General features: G+C 43.7%; 13 protein-coding genes. All 13 read left to right on the top strand.

The features are described from left to right. The first annotated feature begins 145 nt into the window (after window positions 1-145). The 13 genes from H1A14_RS01265 (at window position 146) to sov (ending at window position 21341) form a co-directional block, all read left to right on the top strand. Window positions 146-931, top strand: a complete 786-nt coding sequence (locus H1A14_RS01265) for an enoyl-CoA hydratase/isomerase family protein (protein ID WP_194774385.1) — start codon at window positions 146-148, stop codon at window positions 929-931. 24 nt (window positions 932-955) lie between these two features. Beyond that, window positions 956-2476: a polysaccharide biosynthesis C-terminal domain-containing protein gene (locus tag H1A14_RS01260; protein ID WP_194774384.1), complete on the top strand. Its 1521-nt coding sequence runs from the start codon at window positions 956-958 to the stop codon at window positions 2474-2476. Further along, window positions 2473-2907 carry a dUTP diphosphatase gene (gene dut / locus H1A14_RS01255; protein WP_194774383.1) on the top strand — a complete coding sequence of 145 codons (435 nt, stop codon included), beginning with the start codon at window positions 2473-2475 and terminating at the stop codon, window positions 2905-2907. Before H1A14_RS01260 ends, dut begins: the two co-directional genes overlap by 4 nt. A gap of 149 nt (window positions 2908-3056) precedes the next feature. Continuing rightward, entirely contained in the window at window positions 3057-4877 is a 1821-nt protein-coding gene (locus H1A14_RS01250; protein ID WP_228527487.1) for a tetratricopeptide repeat protein, read from the top strand. Further along, complete coding sequence (locus H1A14_RS01245; protein ID WP_194774382.1) at window positions 4870-5610, top strand: DUF4292 domain-containing protein; 741 nt, start codon at window positions 4870-4872, stop codon at window positions 5608-5610. Before H1A14_RS01250 ends, H1A14_RS01245 begins: the two co-directional genes overlap by 8 nt. 3 nt (window positions 5611-5613) lie before the next feature. Then, the gene (locus H1A14_RS01240) at window positions 5614-6867 is read left to right on the top strand and encodes a murein hydrolase activator EnvC family protein (RefSeq protein ID WP_194774381.1); all 1254 of its coding nucleotides are present in this window, start codon (window positions 5614-5616) and stop codon (window positions 6865-6867) included. A gap of 113 nt (window positions 6868-6980) precedes the next feature. Continuing rightward, on the top strand, window positions 6981-7184 hold the full coding sequence (gene tatA, locus H1A14_RS01235) for a twin-arginine translocase TatA/TatE family subunit (protein ID WP_194774380.1): 204 nt from the start codon (window positions 6981-6983) through the stop codon (window positions 7182-7184). 11 nt (window positions 7185-7195) lie between these two features. Next, complete coding sequence (gene gatA / locus H1A14_RS01230) at window positions 7196-8623, top strand: Asp-tRNA(Asn)/Glu-tRNA(Gln) amidotransferase subunit GatA (protein WP_194774379.1); 1428 nt, start codon at window positions 7196-7198, stop codon at window positions 8621-8623. A gap of 7 nt (window positions 8624-8630) precedes the next feature. Beyond that, window positions 8631-10073 carry a lytic transglycosylase domain-containing protein gene (locus H1A14_RS01225; RefSeq protein WP_194774378.1) on the top strand — a complete coding sequence of 481 codons (1443 nt, stop codon included), beginning with the start codon at window positions 8631-8633 and terminating at the stop codon, window positions 10071-10073. Window positions 10074-10147: 74 nt separating this feature from the next. Further along, window positions 10148-11257, top strand: a complete 1110-nt coding sequence (locus H1A14_RS01220) for a DUF4837 family protein (RefSeq protein WP_194774377.1) — start codon at window positions 10148-10150, stop codon at window positions 11255-11257. Window positions 11258-11281: 24 nt separating this feature from the next. Beyond that, on the top strand, window positions 11282-13546 hold the full coding sequence (locus H1A14_RS01215; RefSeq protein WP_194774376.1) for an NADP-dependent malic enzyme: 2265 nt from the start codon (window positions 11282-11284) through the stop codon (window positions 13544-13546). 3 nt (window positions 13547-13549) lie between these two features. Beyond that, entirely contained in the window at window positions 13550-14149 is a 600-nt protein-coding gene (gene ruvA, locus H1A14_RS01210) for a Holliday junction branch migration protein RuvA (protein WP_194774375.1), read from the top strand. Window positions 14150-14225: 76 nt separating this feature from the next. Continuing rightward, window positions 14226-21341: a T9SS outer membrane translocon Sov/SprA gene (gene sov / locus H1A14_RS01205; RefSeq protein ID WP_194774374.1), complete on the top strand. Its 7116-nt coding sequence runs from the start codon at window positions 14226-14228 to the stop codon at window positions 21339-21341. Window positions 21342-21381 lie beyond the last annotated feature (40 nt).

Here is a 21381-nt window from a genome sequence, read left to right as displayed (position 1 = left end):
AATTCCCTGAACAGTGAAAGATCAAGACATTGATAAAAAAAGACCAAGGATTATACAAAATTTGGATTCCATAGAATTTTGAAGGGAATGCTTTGCGTTTGTTTGGGGTACTTGTATATTTGGAGCTCAACATTGATTTATTCGCATGTCTGAATCAAAAATCCTTCTTTCCGAAAATAAAAACGGAATCCTCTACCTCACCATCAACCGGGAATCCAAGCTTAACGCACTCAATTTTGAAACATTAGAAGAGCTAAAAAATATTTTTGACGAAGTCAATGACAACAAAACCATCAAGTCGGTCATCCTCACGGGTGCCGGAGAAAAGGCTTTTGTGGCAGGGGCGGATATCAACGAAATAGCGGAACTCAATGAGCTCAACGCCAGGAAATTTGCTGAAAACGGCCAGGAAATATTCAACCTGATCGAATCCTGCCACAAACCGGTCATCGCGGTGGTGAATGGCTTTGCCTTAGGCGGAGGGTGTGAACTGGCTATGGCCTGCCATATGAGGATCGCGTCCGCCAATGCCAAATTTGGACAGCCTGAGGTCAACCTGGGCATCATCCCTGGCTATGGGGGCACGCAGCGCCTTACCTACCTGATCGGCAGGGGAAAAGCCAATGAATTCCTGATGACTGGAGAAATGATCGGTGCTGAGGAAGCAAAAACCCTGGGCCTTGTCAACCATGTGGCGCCTGACAAACAAGGAGCCATTGCCAAGGCGGAACAGATCCTTCATACCATCATGAGCAAGGCGCCACTTGCAATTGGGATGATCATTGACTGTGTCAATGCAGTATTTATACCGAGTGAAAACGGCTACCAAATTGAGGCCAACGGCTTTGCCAGATGTGTCAAATCAGATGACTACCAAGAAGGAACCACAGCATTCCTGGAAAAAAGAAAACCTAATTTTAAAGGGGAGTAAGTCCCCTTTTTGCTTTTTAAAGCCATGGGTCAACTGAAGCAACTCGCCGGCCAAACGGCCATCTATGGAATCAGTAGCATCCTTGGCCGAACCATCAATTTTTTTCTGCTTCCCATTTACACCGCTTACCTGCTCAAAGAGGACCTTGGCTCTTTTACCAGCATTTATGCCCTAATTGCATTCTTCAATGTGATCTTTACCTTTGGCATGGAAACGGCCTATTTCCGTTTTTCTACCGGAAAAAACCTGGACCCAAAAAGGGTGTTTTCTAATGCCCAAAGTCTCATTTTGATCAGCTCCCTGACCTTGGGTGCCCTTCTGTACCTCAATGCCAACGCATTCAGCATTTGGCTGGATTATCCTGGCAAGGCCTACCTGTTTAAGTGGACAGCACTGATCCTGACCATTGATGCCGTCTTGGCGATTCCCTATGCCAAGCTGCGGGCAGAAAACAAAGCCCTGCAGTTTGCCATGACCAAACTGCTCAACATCCTGCTAAATGTAGGTTTCAATATTTTCTTTATTGTCTTTTGTTTCCATGTGGTCAACGGAGACCTGTTGGTCGCGTGGAAGCCTTTCATTTCCTCCTTCTACCGGCCTGAATGGGGGGTAGACTACATCCTTTTGGCCAACCTGCTCGCTAATGCAAGCATAGTTCCGATCTTGTTTTTCCTAACAGGGAAATTCAAAATCACCCTGGAAAAAGACATTTTAAAACCGATGTGGCGCTATGCCATCCCCTTGCTTTTTATGGGATTGGCAGGGGTGACCAACGATGTGTTTTCCCGAATGCTGTTTGAGTACATCCTACCGGAAGGTTTCTATCCCGGTCTCAATTCTAGGGAAGCAGCAGGGGTTTTTGGTGCCAATTTCAGGTTGGCCATCATCATGAGTCTGATCATTCAGGCTTTCAAGTATGCTGCAGAACCATTTTTCTTCAACCAAAGCACCGAAAAAAACAGCCCTGAGTTGTTTGCAAAGGTGATGCATTGGTTCATCATCTTCTGTACCACATTGATGATCCTTGTTTCGGTCAACCTTGACATCATCGGCCCGCTCTTTTTAAGAAATGAGGGTTATATGGACGGACTGCATATCGTGCCCATGCTGTTGATGGGTTACCTGTTGCTCGGAGTTTATTTCAATCTGAGCATTTGGTTTAAACTGACCGATCAGACCAAGTATAGTTTTTACATCACCTTAGCCGGGGCCGTGGTTACCATTTTGGTAATTTTACTTCTTGTGCCCAGATTGGGATACATTGGGGGTTCGCTAAGTACCTTGGCCACTTACTTGACCATGTGTGTAATTTGCTATTATTATGGACAAAAGTATTTCCCCATTCCCTATCAAACCACGCGGAACATCTTCTACCTTGTGCTAGGATTTGCCTTGAGCTACACCGGCTTCTACCTTGACCTGGGCAACCCATACCTTAATTTTGCCATCCACAACTTATTGGTGTTGGCTTTCCTGATGACCGTTACCTTTTTGGAAAAAAAGGAATTATCTTTGATCATCCAAAAAATCAAACATTCCTCATGATTGTAAAAGTAATCAATGCTTCCAAGCATACGCTTCCCGAGTATCAGACCTCCCTTTCCGCTGGATTGGACCTTAGGGCTGACTTAGAGGCTCCCGTCCATCTGAAACCGCTGGAAAGGAAACTCGTCGGTACCGGACTTTTTATGGAATTGCCCGCAGGTTTTGAGGCACAGATCAGACCAAGAAGTGGGCTGGCATACAAGCATGGCCTTACCGTCCTTAATTCTCCTGGGACAATTGATGCAGATTACCGGGGAGAAATCAAGGTTTTGCTCGTGAATTTATCCAATGAAACTTTCGTTGTAAATGACGGGGAGCGGATCGCCCAGATGGTGGTGGCCAAGCACGAGCAGATCCAGTGGGAAGAAAGCGCTACCCTTTCATCTACTGAAAGAGGTGCCGGGGGATATGGAAGTACCGGAAAAAGCTGATCTAATTCGAAATTCGTTGCTATATACCACGCCTTTTCCAAAAAGGCATTAAGTTTGTGACCAATCTTCTGATTGGCGATTTGAAAGTAAACCTACCTACCCCATTTCCGTTCGATACCGAGGGATTAGTCCTTGGAATTAAGCATTTAATGAAAATACCAGAAGCTTTAATGCATCGTTTGACATTGGAGCAGACCCATGGTCTAACTGTACCTAGTCCACCTATGACAATAAAATTTGTAAAAATATTTTCCATTCTTTTCTTGACTGTCGGATTTATGGCTGGTATGCATCCTATGGCCCTTGCCCAGAATAAACCAAAAAGAAAAGAGCTAAAGGCACAGCACACCCAAGCCCAGACCAGTCGGCTATTTGTGGAAGGGCAAAAATACCTGATGTTGGAGGAGTTTGAGAAAGCTTATTTCTATTTCCAGAAAGCCCGCGAACTGAGTCCGGAAGAGGGTGCCATCAATTTTAAAATAGCCGAAATCCTGGTCAGGGCCAACAAGAACCAGGAGGCTTTGGATTATGGCCAACGTGCCTTAGAAGCAGATCCGGAAAACAAATATTACCACCTATTGATGGCTGAGGTTTATTCAAATCAGAATCAGCCTGCCAAATCCGCTGAGATTCTGCGGTCCCTGATGGATAACTCTGAGGACAATCAGCAGTATATTTTGGATTTGGCCTCCCTTTACCTTACTGCACAGGATTTTGACAATGCCCTCATTGCTTTGAATGAAGCGGAGGATTTTTTTGGTGTAGCGGAACAGCTGACTTTTCAAAAACAAAGAATTCATTTAAGAAACAATGATTTGGAGAGTGCGATCAAAGAAGGAGAAACGCTGATAGAGTCCAACCCGGGCAATTCCCGGTACTTACTGGCCTTGGTCGAGATCCTTTTCAACAACAACCGCATCGATGAGGCCATTGGCTTGGTGAAAAAAAATCTGGAAACCTATCCCAATCAACCTGATGTAAAGCTTGCAGCTTATACTCTTTTGAAACAAAAAGACCAAATGGAGGAAGCAAATGTCTACTTGTTGGAGGCTTTTGCTCATCCCGATTTGGAAGGTGAAGTGAAGGCCAAGGTCTTTGAGGAAATCATGGCTGAATTTAAATCTTCTGCAAGAGAAGAAATGCTGGATGAACTGACCAAACTGATGCTCCTACATAACCCCAATGATCCTGATGTAACGGGGATATTGGGAAATAGGGCATTTCAAAATGGTAAAATAGAAGAAGGTCTCACCTATTACAAAGAGTCCCTCTCTCTTAATCCAGCCAATGAAAACATCCTGCAAAATGTGATTACGGTCATGTTTGAAAGAGGGGAGGATTTTGGAGAAATAGAAAAATATACCGTCATGGCGGTGGAAGAATTTCCTGAAAAACCAGAGTTTTGGTTTTTTGACGGAACGGCCAAATTGGCCCAAAAGAATCACCAAGAGGCTGCTGTTTCCCTTGAAAAAAGTGAAGAAATCAATGCCGGCAAAAACCAACAACTGGATCTTTTGGTTTGGGGACAGCTGGGAGACACATATCATCAATTGGATAAAAAGGATAAGGCTTTTGACTATTATGAAAAGGTATTGGCCAAAAACCCCAATCAAGAACATGTCTTAAACAACTATGCGTATTTTCTTTCCCTGGAGAAAAAAGATCTTGACAAAGCAAAGTCGATGTCTGAAAAACTGGTCAAGAGATTCCCGACCAATGCCACCTATTTGGATACCCATGCATGGGTGCTTTTTCAATTGGAAGAATATCAGGAAGCCGAAAAATACATGAAACTGGCCTTAGAGAATGAAGCAGAGCCCAGTGGTGTCATGTTGGAGCATTACGGCGATATCCTCTATCGATTGGGAGATCCCAAGGGCGCATTATCTTACTGGCAAAAGGCAAAAGGAGGGGATGACACCACAGAATTTTTGGATCAAAAAATCAAAGACAAGAGGTATTATGAATAAATATCGGCTAGTTTCCGTTTTCCTCATCATGGTAATCGGATTGTCCGCTTGTGCCAAAAAACCAATACTTTACACGTCCGATGAGGTGATGGAGGAATTCCAGCCCAATTACTTTAAGTTTCAATACCTAAATGCCAGGGCGAGAATTGTCCTAGAAGAGCCAAACGGCAAAACCACCCGTGGCAGCCTGAACATGAGGGCCAAAAAAGACAGCATCATTTGGTTCAGTATCACACCTGGACTTGGTATAGAAGCTGCCCGAGGAATCATCACCCAAGATCACATCAAAATCAAAGATCGACTCAACGGAGAAAGCCTTGACATGACCTTTCAGGAATTCAGCGATCAATATGGCGTAAACCTCTCTTTGGACTTGTTTCAAAACATCCTTTTTGCTAATATTCCCAATGAATTCAGTTTTCGTGACAGGCTGGTCCGGATTGGGAAAACTTTTGAATTAAGTCAAGTGAGAGACAATGTGAATTATGAAACTGTGATCAGTACCACACATGGGAAGTCCACTTCACTCGAAAGTGCTTCCAGTAAATTAAAAGGGCGATTAACCGCGCAATATCCTCAGTTTGGTGAAGTGGATGAGCAGCCTTTTCCCAACAAGTTGCTGATCCGGGTGCTCTTGGAGATGCCTGAAGGTCCCAAATCTACCACACTGAATGTGGAAATGAACCGGGTCGAATCTTTAACCGAACCGCTGACTTTTCCCTATAATTATTAGCACATGAGGCAGCATACTTCTTTTCTCTTTTTTACCCTCCTCATTACCGGATTACTATTGTTGGGAAGTGTGGACGCTTTTTCCCAGACCAAAAAATCCAGGGCACAGTTGGAAAAAGAAAAAGCGGAAATACAGAAGCGCCTTGTGGAATTTGATAAAATACTCAAACAAACCGCGAGTAAGAAAAAAAATACACTTGGTGAACTTAACGCAGTCAACAAAAAGCTGGAGACGAGGGTGAGTTTCATCAATACCCTTAACAGAGAGGTCAGGTTGATCAACCAGGAAATCAGTGAAACTGAAAAAATGGTCAAATCTCTGGAAAATGACCTCAAAAATCTAAAAGAAGAATATTCTAAAATGATCTATACCTCTGCCAAATTAAACAGTGGAGTGAATATCATGACTTTTGTATTCAGTTCTGCCAATTTCAAGCAGTTTTATATGCGCCTGAAATACCTGCGCCAATACAGTGAGGCCAGAAAAAAACAGGTCGATCAAATTGAAAAAGTAAACGAAGACCTTGCCCTGCAAAGAATTCGGCTGGAAGACAAAAAAGTAGAAAAACAACTGGCTCTCAATCAGGAACAGGCGCAGAAGAAAGAGTTGGATGTACTGAAAAAGCAACAACAGGATATCGTCAAAACGCTTAGTCAGAAAGAAGAAGACCTCAAAAAGCAAATAGCAGCAGCCAAAAAACAACAAGAGCAGCTGAACAAAATGATCACCATGGTCATAGAAGAGGAAATCCGACTAGCAGAAGCTTCTGCCAAAAAAGAGGGAAGTAAAGCGACCAAGACTACAGGAAGCTCCATGCCCATGACACCGGAAGCTGCAGCCCTGTCCAATTCTTTTGCCGGTAACAAAGGCAGAATCCCTTGGCCAGTGACCAATGGATTTATTTCCAAGCGATATGGAAGCCACCCCCACCCCACTTTGAAAGGCATCACAGTGGATAATGACGGTGTGGACATACAGACCAATCCCAACTCGGAAGTGAGGGCGGTTTTTGACGGAGTGGTGACCAAAATAACTTCCATGCCAGGATACGGAGGTACCATCATCATCAAGCATGGGGAATATTATACCATGTATAGCAAGCTGAAAACCATTTCTGTGAAAAACGGTCAATCCATCAAGGCAACCGACAAAATCGGCACAGTCTACACTGACAAAGAAGGTCTGGCAGAAGTGCATTTCCAGACTTGGAAAGGGCTTCAAGTAATGGATCCTTCCATCTGGCTTGCTACCAAATAATCGATTAAAATATGTATCTTTATAAAAAAGAAGTAGAACTGTAAATTATTCTTTTGTGTTAGAATAGCACAGTTATATCTTTGTAACAAAATCAAAACCAAAATCAAGGCATCATGACTACATTAGGATTCATCGGAAATATAGGAGGCCCATCAGTGATATTGATCATATTGGTGATCATTCTCCTATTTGGCGCAAAAAGAATCCCTGAATTGGCGAGAGGATTGGGAAGAGGCATCAGAGAGTTTAGAGATGCTACCAAAGAAATTCAGGAAGATTTGGAAGAGGGTATGAAAGAAAAGAAGAAAAAAGACTAAAAATTCAGAAATTGACAAAGTACCGATCATTTGACGACATCAAGAAATCGCTTGAAAATAAGGAAACGAACTGTCAAGCGATAGTCGAATATTATCTCCAAAACATACAGACGAAGGCGCATCTCAACGCCTTCGTCGAAGTTTATGAGCTTTCCGCCAAACAACAAGCTGAGCGCATAGACCAAAAATTACATTCAGGAAGTGCCGGTAAACTTGCCGGGATGGTGGTTGCCATTAAAGATGTGCTTTGTTACGAAGGACATGGGGCCAACGCTTCCAGTAAAATATTGTCAGGTTTTGAATCTCAATTTTCTGCTACTGCAGTTCAAAAGCTGGTGGATGAGGATGCGATTATCATAGGCCGCCTTAACTGTGATGAATTCGGTATGGGTTCCTCCAACGAGAATTCCGCCCACGGAAAAGTACTGAACGCCATCGACGAAACCCGGGTTCCCGGTGGTTCATCAGGGGGGTCTGCTGTAGCCGTTCAGGCTAACTTATGTACCGTTTCTTTGGGTACCGATACCGGCGGTTCTGTAAGGCAACCGGCTGCTTTCACCGGATTGGTTGGGGTAAAGCCCACTTATTCCAGAGTTTCCCGGTATGGTTTGATTGCCTATGCCTCTTCATTTGATACCATTGGTATTTTTTCTACCAATGTCAAAGACAATGCCCTCGTCATGGAGGTTATCGCAGGTCCCGACGAATTTGACAGCACTGTATCCAGAAAGCCGGTTCCCAATTACTCTGAATTGCTTCATTTTGGCAAGCCTGTTAAAATCGCCTATCTCAAAGAAACATTGGATTCGGAGGCTTTGCAACCCGAGATCAAAAAGCACACCATGGATATTCTTCAAAAACTAAAAAATGAAGGCCATGAAGTGGAACAGGTAAGCTTCCCACTATTGGATTATGTGCTTCCCACTTACTACATATTGACCACTGCTGAGGCAAGTTCCAACCTATCAAGGTTTGACGGGGTCAAATACGGGTACAGAACCCCCAATGCCCACAATTTGGAAAGCATGTATAAGCTGACCCGATCTGAGGGATTCGGAGAAGAAGTAAAGAGAAGGATCATGCTGGGGACTTTTGTATTGAGTGCGAGTTATTATGATGCTTATTTTACCAAAGCCCAAAAAGTAAGGCGCCTGATCAAGGAATTTACGGAGGATTTGTTGGACAAATATGATTACATCATTATGCCAACGACACCAAGTACAGCGTTTAAGTTTGGAGAGCATTCCAATGATCCCGTAGCCATGTACCTGGAGGATTTATTCACGGTTCAGGCCTCTGTATCAGGAGTTCCTGCTATTTCTGTCCCAAACGGCACAGACAAAGACGGATTACCCATCGGTCTTCAGATCATGGCCAATTCGTTTAAAGAGGCAGAACTGTATGCCTTTGCTGATTACATTACCAAACACGTAAATTAAACCCCAAATGAAAACCCCACTGCGAATCAAAAATTTTTTCTTGTCTCTTGCCTTTATGGGTTTGACAGGAACGGTTTTAAGTCAGGATTTGGCGGATTTTGTCAGTTGGGAGAATGAATTGGAAACTTTGATTCCAATTTATGATTTTGAATATATTCCGGATTTCACTTATGCTGAGGTCGAAGCCAGGGTGAAGCAAATGGATTCCGACATGAGTTTTGAGCTCAATGAACGGATTTTTGCCTTTATCAATTATTTTGTGGTCAGAAACCGTTCTTATTCTAAAATGGTTTTGGCCAGAAAAGACACCTATTTTCCCATATTTGAAGAAAATCTGGCAAAACATGAAGTGCCGGATGATCTAAAGTTTTTGGCCATCATTGAGTCAGGACTCAATCCATCCGCCCGTTCAAGGGTAGGCGCCATGGGTTTGTGGCAGTTTATGCCTGCTACCGGAAAGGTATATAATCTTCATGTCACCAAAGAGATGGATTACCGGATGGACCCTGAATTGTCTACTGAAGCTGCCGTCAAATACCTAAAGTCCCTTTATCGTATGTTTGGAGATTGGGAATTGGCTATGGCAGCATACAACTGTGGCCCCGGGAATGTTCGCAAGGCTATCAGAAGGTCTGGCGGAAAGAAGACTTTCTGGGAAATATATGATTACCTGCCTAGGGAAACCAGAAGTTACGTGCCACAATTTCAGGCCATGATGTATGTGTTTCGATATGCAGATGAACATAACCTCATATTGGAAGAGGCCACTTTTCCGATTCGCCATGAGAGAATAAGATTTGATCAGGAAGTAGATCTTGAACGTCTAGCGGAGATTTCAGGCATGTGCATCGAAGACCTTGAGTACCTCAACCCTGCAATTATCAACAGAAAAATTCCAGTCTCTCACCAACAATATGCTCTTCGGGTTCCACTGAAAAAAGCGGCTTTTTTAACTGAAAATATGGACTGGATCACTGATTCCTTGAACATCACCATAGCCAAACCCCTACTGGCAAAAGATGAGATCAAAGCACCAGAACCTATCAAAGAATTTCCCAAAAGTAGCCAATCCAACAAAATCACCTATCGTGTGCAAAGTGGGGATGTTTTGGGAACTATTGCCAGAAAGCATGGCACCACAGTCAATAACCTGATGGCATGGAATGACCTAAGTTCCAATATGATCAAAGTAGGTCAGACTTTGGTCATTTACACCGACCAAAGGGCTGCAACTCACTCAAACAGTCTCGCCTCTAATGAACAGCCTTCTACCGCGTCCAGTGAAACAGCGGCAGTGGAAAACAGTCAAAAAATATACACCGTTCAGCCTGGAGATTCTCTTTGGCTGATCAGCCGAAAACTAAGTGGTGTAACAATCGATCAAATCAAAAAACTGAACAATCTGAACGATAACCGGATAAAACCTGGGCAAAAACTGATTATAGGATAAACTAATTTTTTAATCAAAATTCAAAAAGTTTTCCTAATATTGCCTAAATTGTCAGTTTCAAAACCATCCATATCATGTCAATAAAAAAGCAAAATCTCCCCTTTCTATTTCTTCTTTTGTTTTCTTTCTTTCTGGTTTCCTGCGAAGAGGAGAACGGAGAATCCGCCTCATCCACAAAACCTAAAGCGAGAGGTGCCATTGGTGAAATTGTTCTTGCCATTGATTCCGCAAAATGGAATGGTCCGGTAGGTGAGACTTTAAAAGATATATTTCAGGATGATGTCAAAGGAATTATCCGTGATGAGTCTATCTTTAGTATTCGCCGGGTAGACCCAAGGGCCATGACACGGATTCTTCGCATGGCGACCAACATTGTATTTGTCACTACATTTGACGACAAAAAACCAGGTAGCCAGAACATCAATGCACAATTCAGTGCAGATGCCAAAGAAAAAGCCAGAAATGATCAAAGCCTCTACATGTTACGGAGTGAGGACGAGTTTGCGCGAGGCCAGGAAGTGGTTTATCTGTTTGGCAACACCGAAGAAGAATTGATTGCCAATCTGGAAAAGAATAAAAGTAAAATTCAGAATCTCTTTCAAGTCAGAGAGCGGGAGAGACTTTCCAAAGTCATCCTCAATAGAAAAAACAGCGCAGCAAGGGTTATGGCAAGAGAAAAATTTGGCATTGAGCTCCTCATACCTGCTTCCTATCAACTGGCAAAGGAAGATGATGACTTCATGTGGCTGAGACAACCCACTCCTTCTTCCCAAAAACCTGACTTAAGCATCTTTGTCTACATGACAGATTACAATTCCGAAGAGCAGGTTTTTCCTGAATCCATCATTAGTTTACGCAATTCCATCACAAAAAAACACATTTTTGGGGACCCCGGCCGACCCGATTCTTTTATTGTCATAGAAAATCAAATCCCTCCAGTATTCAATAATTTCAATATTGATGGTAAATTTGCCGTCGAAATGAGGGGCTCATGGAGAACCAACTCTTTGAGTATGGGGGGATCTTTTATTTCCTATGTGGTCATTGATTCGGAAGCCGGCAAACTTTATTTCTTGGATGGCTTTGTATATTACCCCAATGAGTCCCATCGAGAATCATTAAGAGAAATTGAAACCATTTTACTTGCTACTGATATCACCCCAGATTTGGATGTAGCGAGCTGAAAAGATTAACATTTAACCTAAACTATGGCGATTAAAATCAGAAAAGAAGATGCCTTGAATTACCATTCCCAAGGATCACCGGGAAAAATCGAGGTAATTCCCACCAAACCTTTATCAAGTCAGCTTGACCTTGCCTTGGCCTATTCCCCGGGAGTAGCCGAACCTTGCATGGAGATCTATGCAGATAAAGAAAATGTTTACAAATATACTGCGAAAGCCAATTTGGTGGCTGTGATTTCTAACGGGACCGCAGTATTGGGCCTAGGAGATATCGGTCCTGAGGCTTCGAAACCAGTCATGGAGGGAAAAGGAGTCCTTTTTAAAAAATTCGCCGGAATCGATGTGTTTGATATCGAAATCAATGAAAAAGATCCGGACAAGCTGATACAAATCATCAAATCATTGGAACCCACTTTTGGTGGGATCAACCTCGAGGACATCAAAGCCCCTGAATGCTTTATCATCGAGCAGACGCTGAAAAGGGAGATGGATATTCCGGTCATGCACGACGATCAGCATGGAACAGCCATCATTTCTGGTGCAGCCCTGTTGAATGCCTTGGAAATTGTAGGAAAAAGACCTCAGGATATAAAATTGGTCGTCAATGGAGCAGGTGCTTCCGCTTTGGCTTGTACAAGATTTTACTTGTCATTAGGGGTTAGGAAAGAAAACATCGTCATGTGTGACAAAGAAGGTGCTATTAGGGCCGACCGCGAAATTCTAGATGATTTAAAGAGGGAATTTGCCACTTCCGGAGAATGCCGCACACTTACTGATGCCTTGACTGGAGCAGATGTGTTTTTGGGACTTTCCGCAGCGAATGTAGTTACTCAGGATCAATTGAGGCTAATGGCTCCAAATCCCATTGTTTTTGCCTTGGCCAATCCTGATCCGGAAATTTCTTACGAACTGGCCATGGCTGCAAGAAAGGACATCATCATGGCTACCGGGCGCTCCGACCATCCCAACCAAGTCAACAATGTTCTTGGTTTTCCTTATATTTTCCGAGGGGCTTTGGATGTCAGAGCCACTTCAATCAATGAATCCATGAAACTGGCCGCCGCTGAAGCCATAGCCAAATTGGCCAAAGAACCCGTTCCGGAAATTGTCAATAAAGCCTATGGAGATGATAAACTGGGTTTCGGTAGGTTCTATTTAATTCCCAAACCTCTTGATCCCCGTTTGATTACCACCATTGCCCCTGCCGTAGCCAAGGCAGCAATGGAATCTGGCGTAGCCAAGCATCCGATCATGGATTGGGAAGCTTATGAACTCGAGCTACAGGAAAGAATTGGCATTGATCAAAGGCTTATGTCCCGCGTCATTTCCAGGGCGAAGAAAAACCCTAAAAGAGTGGTATTTGCTGAGGCAGACAACATCAAAATACTCAAAGCAGCGCAGATCATTCAAGACGAGAAGATTGCCATCCCTATCTTGCTTGGCAACAGGGAAAAAATCCTGAAACTGGTAGCTGAAAATTCCCTTGACCTACCGGAAATCAACATCATAGACCCATTTGTAGAAAAGGAAAAAGTAAAACAGTTTGGGGAAATCCTTTACAAGGAACGTCAAAGAAAAGGTGTAACACCACAAGAAGGAGAAAAACTCATGCGGGACCGGAATTATTTTGGTGCCATGATGGTCGAATTGGGTGAGGCAGACGCGCTTATCTCAGGGCTGACCAAAGATTACCCCAAGACCATTCTACCTTCCCTTCATGTCATCGGTGTCAAAGAGGGTGTGAATAGAGTTGCTGGTATGTACATCATGAATACGGACAAAGGACCTTACTTCTTCTCTGATACTACTGTCAACGTCAACCCAACTGCCGATCAATTGGTTGAGATCATAGAACTTACCGCCAATGGGGTTAAGTTTTTTGACATAGAGCCCACCATTGCAGTCCTCTCCTATTCCAACTTCGGAAGTGCCAAAGGAGACATCCCTTCCAAAATGGAATTGGCCACGGCCAAAGCCAAAGCTAAATTCCCTGAGCTGGTGATAGAAGGAGAAATGCAGGCAAATGTCGCCATAAATGAAGAAATACAGAAGGAAAGTTATCCTTTCAGTGCTTTGGTAAACAAAAAAGTAAACACCCTGATTTTCCCTGATCTGAGCGCTGGAAACATTGCCTATAAATTATTGTCCGAAATCGGAAATTCGGAAGCTATCGGTCCTATTCTCTTGGGAATGAACAAACCTGTGCATATATTACAACTTGGTAGTTCCATCCGTGAAATTGTCAATATGGTGGCTATCGCAGTCGTTGATGCACAAACCCAAGCTTAAATTATGATCGCATATTTGAAGGGTAAGTTGGTCCATAAAGACCCTACTTTTGTCATAGTAGATATTCATGGAATCGGTTACCAAGTCAAAATTTCCCTTACCACATATTCTAAAATCAAAGATGAGGAGCATATCATGCTCCTCACTTTTCTTCATATCAAGGAGGATGCACATACCCTTTACGGCTTTCATGATGAGAACGAAAGGAAGTTGTTTCTGCTTTTGATAGGTATCAGCGGAGTGGGTCCCAATACAGGCCTAATGATCCTGTCATCACTCAATGCCGGCGAATTGGAAAATGCCATCCTCTATGAAGACCACAATACCATACAGTCCGTCAAAGGAGTAGGTGCCAAAACCGCTCAAAGAATTGTCCTTGAACTAAAGGATAAAATTAAAAAAGACCATTTGTTGGAACCAAGTCAGGGGTCATCCGGCTTTCTGCATACCAACAATAAAATCAAAGAGGAAGCGTTGCAAGCATTGATTACATTAGGTTTTCCAAAGGCTACGGCCGAAAAAAATATACAGACCATTTTAAAGAAAATGGGAGACAATATTACCTTGGAGGCATTAATTAAGGCGTCGTTAAAATCATCCTAATTTAACAGCACGAGTGACAAGCTCAACTCATTCTTATTTTTCTCGGTTAATACTGAAGTACTTTTCATCATCCAAAATGGCTCTTTTGGTGGTGATTTTTTTTATATGCTATTCAAGTGGTGAGGCCCAGGTGGAAACAGACACCTTACCTCCAGTCCTTACAGACACCTTATCTGCCATCCGACTGGATACCTTGACCACCACCAAACTGGATTCCTTGTACAAAAGAAGGATGTTGCCTTCTTTTCTGCTCTGGGATAATTTCAATACCAATCCCCTTTTCCCCAATCAAAATCCACTCTTCAGACCAGTATCGCCATTCATTCTCCCCTCTCCCTATGAACAGCAGTTGGAAGTGGAAGTAGATTCAACTTTCAGGTTTAAAGTGCGCGACGAATTGGACACCTCGGCTTACCAGCCTGATTATTCCTATGATTTTGATGAGTTTTCCAGGATGCAGGAATTGCGTTTGAGACAGGAATACTGGCGCAACCGTTCGAGAGGAATGGACGGGGAAAGCGCTGTAAGCGGACGTGGGCTTTTGCCTCCCATGACAGTAAGTCCAACCTTTGACAGGATTTTCGGGGGAAGCGAGGTGGACATCGTTCCGACTGGTTTTGTCAACCTTGACTTTGGGGGCATTTACAGGAGAATAGATAACCCTACCCTACCCATTCGGCAGCAAAGAAACGGGGGGTTTAATTTTGATCAGCAGATCCAGATGAGTGTCAATGGTACCCTTGGTCAGAAAATGAGGATCGGAGCCAATTTTGACAGCAACAATTCCTTTGATTTTGAAAACCAGCTCAAAGTGGAGTATGCGGGTTTTGAAGAAGACATCATCAAAAGCATTGAAATCGGAAATGTGAGTATGCCTGTTCAAAACAGCCTGATCCAAGGTGCCCAAAATCTGTTTGGTGTCAAGACCCAGTTACAGTTTGGAAAATTATTCGTGACAGCGGTTGCCTCCACCCAAAGAGGTCGGAGGGATGAATTGGTCATAGAGGGTGGCGGTCAGGGGAGGCCTTTTGAAATCCAAGCCTCCGAATACGATGAAAACAGACATTTTTTTCTAGGCCACTTCTTTAGGGACAATTATGAAAGATGGCTGAGGGGTTTACCTCAGGTGTTGTCTGGGGTCAACATTACCCGGGTAGAAGTTTACATCATGAACAGGGCCAACAACACGGAAACCCTTAGGAACTTTGCGGCTTTTATGGATATGGGGGAAGGTCAAAGGATTTTCAAACCTGACAATCCGGCCATCGGAACGGGAGATCCCACAGCCCCAACCTATAATGAAGCCAATAACCTTTTTAGAAACTTAATTTCCAATCCCGCATTTAGGCCTTTTGATGGGGCTTCTTCGGCCATTGAATCAGACCTAAACCTGATTAAAGGGGTGGATTTTGAACAAATCAACGGGGCCAGAAGGCTTGCGCCAACTGAGTTTTTCTTTCATCGTGAATTGGGTTACATCTCCCTCACCCGTAAACTGCAAAATGATGAGGTGGTGGCTGTTTCTTTTGAATACACTTTTAATGGCAGGGCATATAAAGTGGGTGAACTTTCCGAAGACTATCAGAATAGACCGGAAGATGAGATTATCTTCTTGAAGATGCTGCGGCCTGCCAGAATCAATACCCGGATCCCAACTTGGGATTTGATGATGAAAAACGTCTATAATTTCAACGCCAACCAAATCCAGAGGGAAGGTTTCCAACTTCAGGTAATCTACCGGGACGACCGGACGGGCCTGGACAATCCCGCTTTGTTGGAAGGCCAGAATGTGAGAGATGTGCCATTGATCCGGCTTGTGGGACTGGATAACCTTAACCCACAAAATGATCCTGCACCTGATGGTAATTTTGATTTTGTGGAAGGTTTGACCATTTTTCCCGATAGAGGGATGCTCGTATTTCCTGTTTTGGAGCCCTTCGGAAGAACCTTGGAAAACTTTTTCGAGCCCAATGAAGCCAGCTTAGTTGATAAATTTGTTTTTGATACCTTGTATCGGACGACCAAGGCCGATGCCGAATTGGTGACAAGACTCAACAAGTATTTCCTCAAAGGCAGCTTTGTCTCAGGTTCAGCAAGCGAAATCCTATTACCGGGGCTGAATATTTCTGAGGGATCCGTTTTGGTACAGGCAGGCAACATCCCCCTTACGGAGGGGGTGGATTACACCGTCGACTACAACATAGGAAGGGTGGTGATCATCAACGAAGGAATCCTTCAGTCAGGCAAAAGGATTACCATCAGCTTTGAAAAAGCAGATTTGGTTTCCTTTCAGACCCGAAGTTTACTGGGTAGCCGCTTTGACTACATATTCAATGAAAACCTAGCCGTAGGCGGTACCTTTTTGTATCTCAACGAAAGGCCCAATATTACCAGAATTGCTACCGGCAGTGAAACCTTGCGAAATAGTTTGTGGGGGCTCGATGTCAACTATAGCGATGAGTCCCGCTTCCTAACCAAATTGGCAGATGCTTTACCCTTTACCAATACCAAAGAGAAATCCCTTGTACAGTTCAGCGGTGAATTTGCCCAGTTGCTCCCAGGATCTTCCAACCGAGTCAATGGAGAAGAAACATCTTACATCGATGACTTTGAGGCTGCCATCACCCCCTACGGAATGGGCGCTTTTCAAAACTGGAAACTTGGAGCCACACCAAGAACCGATAATGATCAATTTGATTTGAGTTCTATCACCGAGGATAGACTAGGTAATGCCTATAAAAGAGCGAAAGTGGCATGGTATAACATCGACAATATTTTTTACCGTCAGCAAGGTCCGGGGGTGCCAACTAATATCACGACTGAAGACCGTAGAAACCACTACGTGCGTAGTGTGATTCCTCAAGAGATTTTCCCTCAAAGAGACCGTGATGTGATCGTTACTCCTGAACCCCTTTTGGATGTGGCCTATTTCCCGCACGAACGGGGCATGTACAATTACAACCCGGGATTGAATCAGGAAGGGCTACTTCCTGACCCCAAAAGCAACTATGGGGCCATCACCAGGGCCATTACCTCTGAAGTGGATTTTGATAGAACCAACATAGAATACATCGAGTTCTGGTTGATGGATCCCTTTATCTCAGGGGTTAATGGACGGGTCTTGGATGGGATTTTTAATCAAAACAATACCACAGGAGGAAAATTAAGGTTCAATCTGGGAGATATTTCCGAAGACGTGATTCGTGATGGTCGCCATTCCTTTGAAAACGGTCTTCCAGCAGACGGAGATGCCTCCAATGCCTCCCAAAATGAATGGGGAAATATCCCAAGTCAACAGTTTCTTACACCTGCTTTTGACAATTCTGCCGAATCCAGAGAAAACCAAGATGTAGGTTTAGATGGTCTTTCCAGTGAGGCAGAGGCTGTTTTTTTTGCAGAAAGGTTTATCAATCGCTTAAATGTCAATGCTGGGGCATTGCAACAGATAGAAGAAGATCCCTCAGCAGATGATTTTCAATATTATCTTGATGAGCAGTTTGACCAAAATGACATTAAGATCCTGGAAAGATACAAGGGCTTCAATGGGATGGAAGGCAACTCACCGGTAACCTCCAACATCAACCTTCCCTTTACTCCCGCAGGTTCCACCATTCCCGACAATGAGGACCTAAACAACGACAACACCATCAATGAACTGGAAAGCTATTATGAATATGAAATAGATCTGCGCCCCTCTGAAATGGAAGTGGGTAGGAATTATATTGTAGACCGGGTCACTGCCAATGCCAATGGTGAGGAAGTCAACTGGTACCTTTTCAGGATACCTGTAAGAGAACCCGATAGAACGCAGGGAGATATTTCCGGTTTCAAATCCATCCGCTTTATGCGGACTTACCTGACTGATTTTGAGCAGCCGGTGGTATTGAGGATGGCGAAATTCCAATTGGTAGGCAGTCAGTGGCGGGTTTTTCTGGAATCTCTTTATGAGCGTGGGTTCTTTGAAATCCCTGAACCGGACAACTCCAACTTTACAGTAGGTGTAGTCAACATTGAGGAAAACGGGCAGGGTAGCAGCACGCAAAGCCCCTATGTTTTACCTCCAGGCATTGAAAGAGACCGGGACAATACCTCTACTGTAGAAAGGCGATTGAATGAGCAATCTATCAGACTTTGTGTAGATAACCTGGAGGCCAGAGATGCAAGGGCTGTATTTAGAAACACTTCCCAAGATCTGGTTCAATTTGGAAGACTGAAAATGTTTCTGCATGCCGACAGTCAGGATGCGGTAGATGGAGAAATTACAGCCTTTTTAAGAATGGGCACTGATTACACTGACAATTACTACGAAATTGAGGTGCCATTAAAGATCACGCCACCGGGCACCAGGGATCCCCGGCAGATTTGGCCACTGGAAAATGAAATAGACATTGCGATAGACGAAATTGTGGGTGTAAAATCAGAAAGGGACATCAATCAAGTACCCCAAAACCTGCCCTTCACCGTGCAAATCCGACAATACAATGTCACCGTAGTCGGTAGACCTGAATTGAGTTTTATTCAAGGCATGATGATTGGGATCCGAAATCCAGGGTCAACAGGTACCGCGAGCAAATCCATTTGTATCTGGGCCAATGAATTGAGGGTAACTGATTTTAAAAGAAGTTCAGGTTGGGCTGCCAATGCAAGGCTTAATGCCCAGATTGCGGATGTGGCCACTATTTCTACCTCCATCAGGCACAATACCTTCGGCTTTGGAGGACTGGAGACCCGGCTTTCTCAAAGGACCCGAGACGCCACTACCCAATATGATATTTCTGCCAATGTAGCTATGGACAAAATACTTCCTGAAGGTTTGGGAATCAGTATCCCTGTTTACTTGAGTATGGAAAATTCTTCCACCCGACCCCAGTTTGACCCCCTTAATGCAGATGTGCCTTTTGAGGTTGCCCTTACCAAGTTTCAGACCGCAGCAGAAAGGGAAGCCTATGAACAGTTGGTTCTGGATCAGGTCAGGCGGAGGAATATTGCTTTCAACAATGTAAGAAAACTGAGCCGTAATCCAGAGGCAAAAACCAAAATATACAGTCTGGAAAATTTTGCGGTTTCCTATGCCTACGGATCTGTCAGACAAAGTAACATCCGAACGGAGAGCTATGATTTTGAAACTTATCGAGGCAACATTACCTATAGTTTTCAACCCAACCCTGTCATATTGGAGCCATTCAAGGGGGTAGGTTTTTTGGATGGAAAGTATTTACAATTGATCAAGGATCTGAATTTTAATTTTTCACCCGCCAATGTCACCGCCAGGATCGATATGGACAGGCGGTTTTTGCGCTCTCAGTACCGTAATGATCAATTGACCACCTTGGGAGTAGACCCTCTTTTCCAAAAAAGTTTCTTCATCAACAGATTTTACAATCTCAGCTGGGACTTGACCAAAAGTCTGTCTGTAGATTTTGTGAGCAGGGTAAATGCAGTAGTAGATGAACCACAAGGGGACCTGGATACTGAAGCCAAGCGGGATTCGGTAAGGACCAATATTCGCAGATTAGGAAGGACAACGAACTACAACCATTCCCTTGTGGTCAATTATGCCATCCCTTTGGATAAATTACCCTTGACTGATTGGATCAAAGCAGATTTCAGGTACGAAGCCAGTTATGCTTGGTTGACAGGAGCTATAGGTCAGAAGGACACTTTGGGAAATGTCATCCAAAATACCCGCGACCGGACGGTCAATGGAAAGTTGGATTTTGTGCGGCTCTATAACAAAAACAAAAAGCTCAATGCGCTGAATGCACCGAGGAGGCCAACTATCCCCGGAAGAGGTGGGGCAAGCGACGCAGATACCATAGGTACGGGATTTGGAAATGATCTCCTGAAATTTGGAATGATGCTCAAGGAAGTCAACTTTAATTATGGGATAATTGAGGGTACTTTCCTGCCAGGATACATGCCCAATACCCAAATGCTAGGACTAGACAGAAGTTTTCTAAATCCAAGCTTTGGCTTTATTTTTGGAAGCCAAAGCAATGACCTTAGGTTTGGGTTGGCTAACCAAGGCCTTATCGCACCAAGCCCAGAATTGACCCAGTCCTATCGTCAGAACCGGTCAGTTTCCTTAAACATCAACGGCATCCTGGAACCCATCAAGGATTTTAGGATAACTCTCGAAATGAGGAAAAGGGAAACAGGTGAATTTAGTGAGATTTTTAGACGGGAGTCATTGGAAAGTGATGATTATATATCAGTAAATCCCAATAGAATGGGGCTTTACGGTATCACCTTCAATATGATCAGAACCGCCTTTGCCCGGGATGATGCGGATAATAATTCACCCTTATTTCAGAACTTTGAACAATACCGCCAAACCATACAAACCCGTTTGGAGACTGAAAATCCCGGTGGAGATTTCAACATCAACGGACAAACAGTTTTGATTCCAGCCTTTATTGCAGCCTATACAGGAAGGTCGCCTGATGAAGTCAACCTGAATCCTTTTCCCCGTTTTCCCTTACCCAATTGGAGGGTTGAATACAAAGGACTCGCCAGGCTCAAAGGACTTCAGGATGTATTTTCAGTGATCAACCTCACGCACAATTATACATCCACCTATGATGTGACCAATTTCTCCAATTCATTGCTATATCAAGATGGTTTGGAATTGTTTAATCGGATTCAGGATATTCCAAGTGCGTCACTTACCGATGAATTCGGGGCTTTCATCCCTGTTTTTGTGCTCAATCAAGTGGTGATGTCGGAACGATTTGCTCCACTGATAGGTGTAGACATCGTGACCAAAGAAAGAATGAGCATTACTTTCAATTACAATACCGAGAGAAACGTGGGTCTCAATTTTTCGAATGCTCAGGTGACAGAACAGAGTAGCCAGAATTTTGTCTTTGACCTTGGTTATACCAAAGCCGGAGTAAAATTGCCTTTTAAAATTCAAGGAAGACAGGAGGTCCTTGAAAATGACCTTCAAATCAGACTAGCGACCAGTGTCTTGGACACCCGGACCGTTCAACGCAAAATAGAAGAAGTCAACACGGTAACCAATGGTAACCTGAGCATACAACTGCGCCCCACTATAGGATATATAATCAATAAAAACCTCAATCTTCAGATTTATTTTGACCGAACGATCAACGACCCAAGGATTTCCACCTCTTTCAAAAGAGCATCAACGGCCTTTGGAGGTCAATTGAGATTTAATTTAGGTCAATAGTTTTATCCTTAGATGAAAGCTTGTATTTTTGGTCAGCTTT

It is taken from the genome of Pararhodonellum marinum (genome assembly GCF_015354735.1).
Classification (GTDB): Bacteria; Bacteroidota; Bacteroidia; order Cytophagales; family Cyclobacteriaceae; genus Pararhodonellum; species Pararhodonellum marinum.
This window is presented reverse-complemented; position numbering and strand designations above follow the sequence as displayed.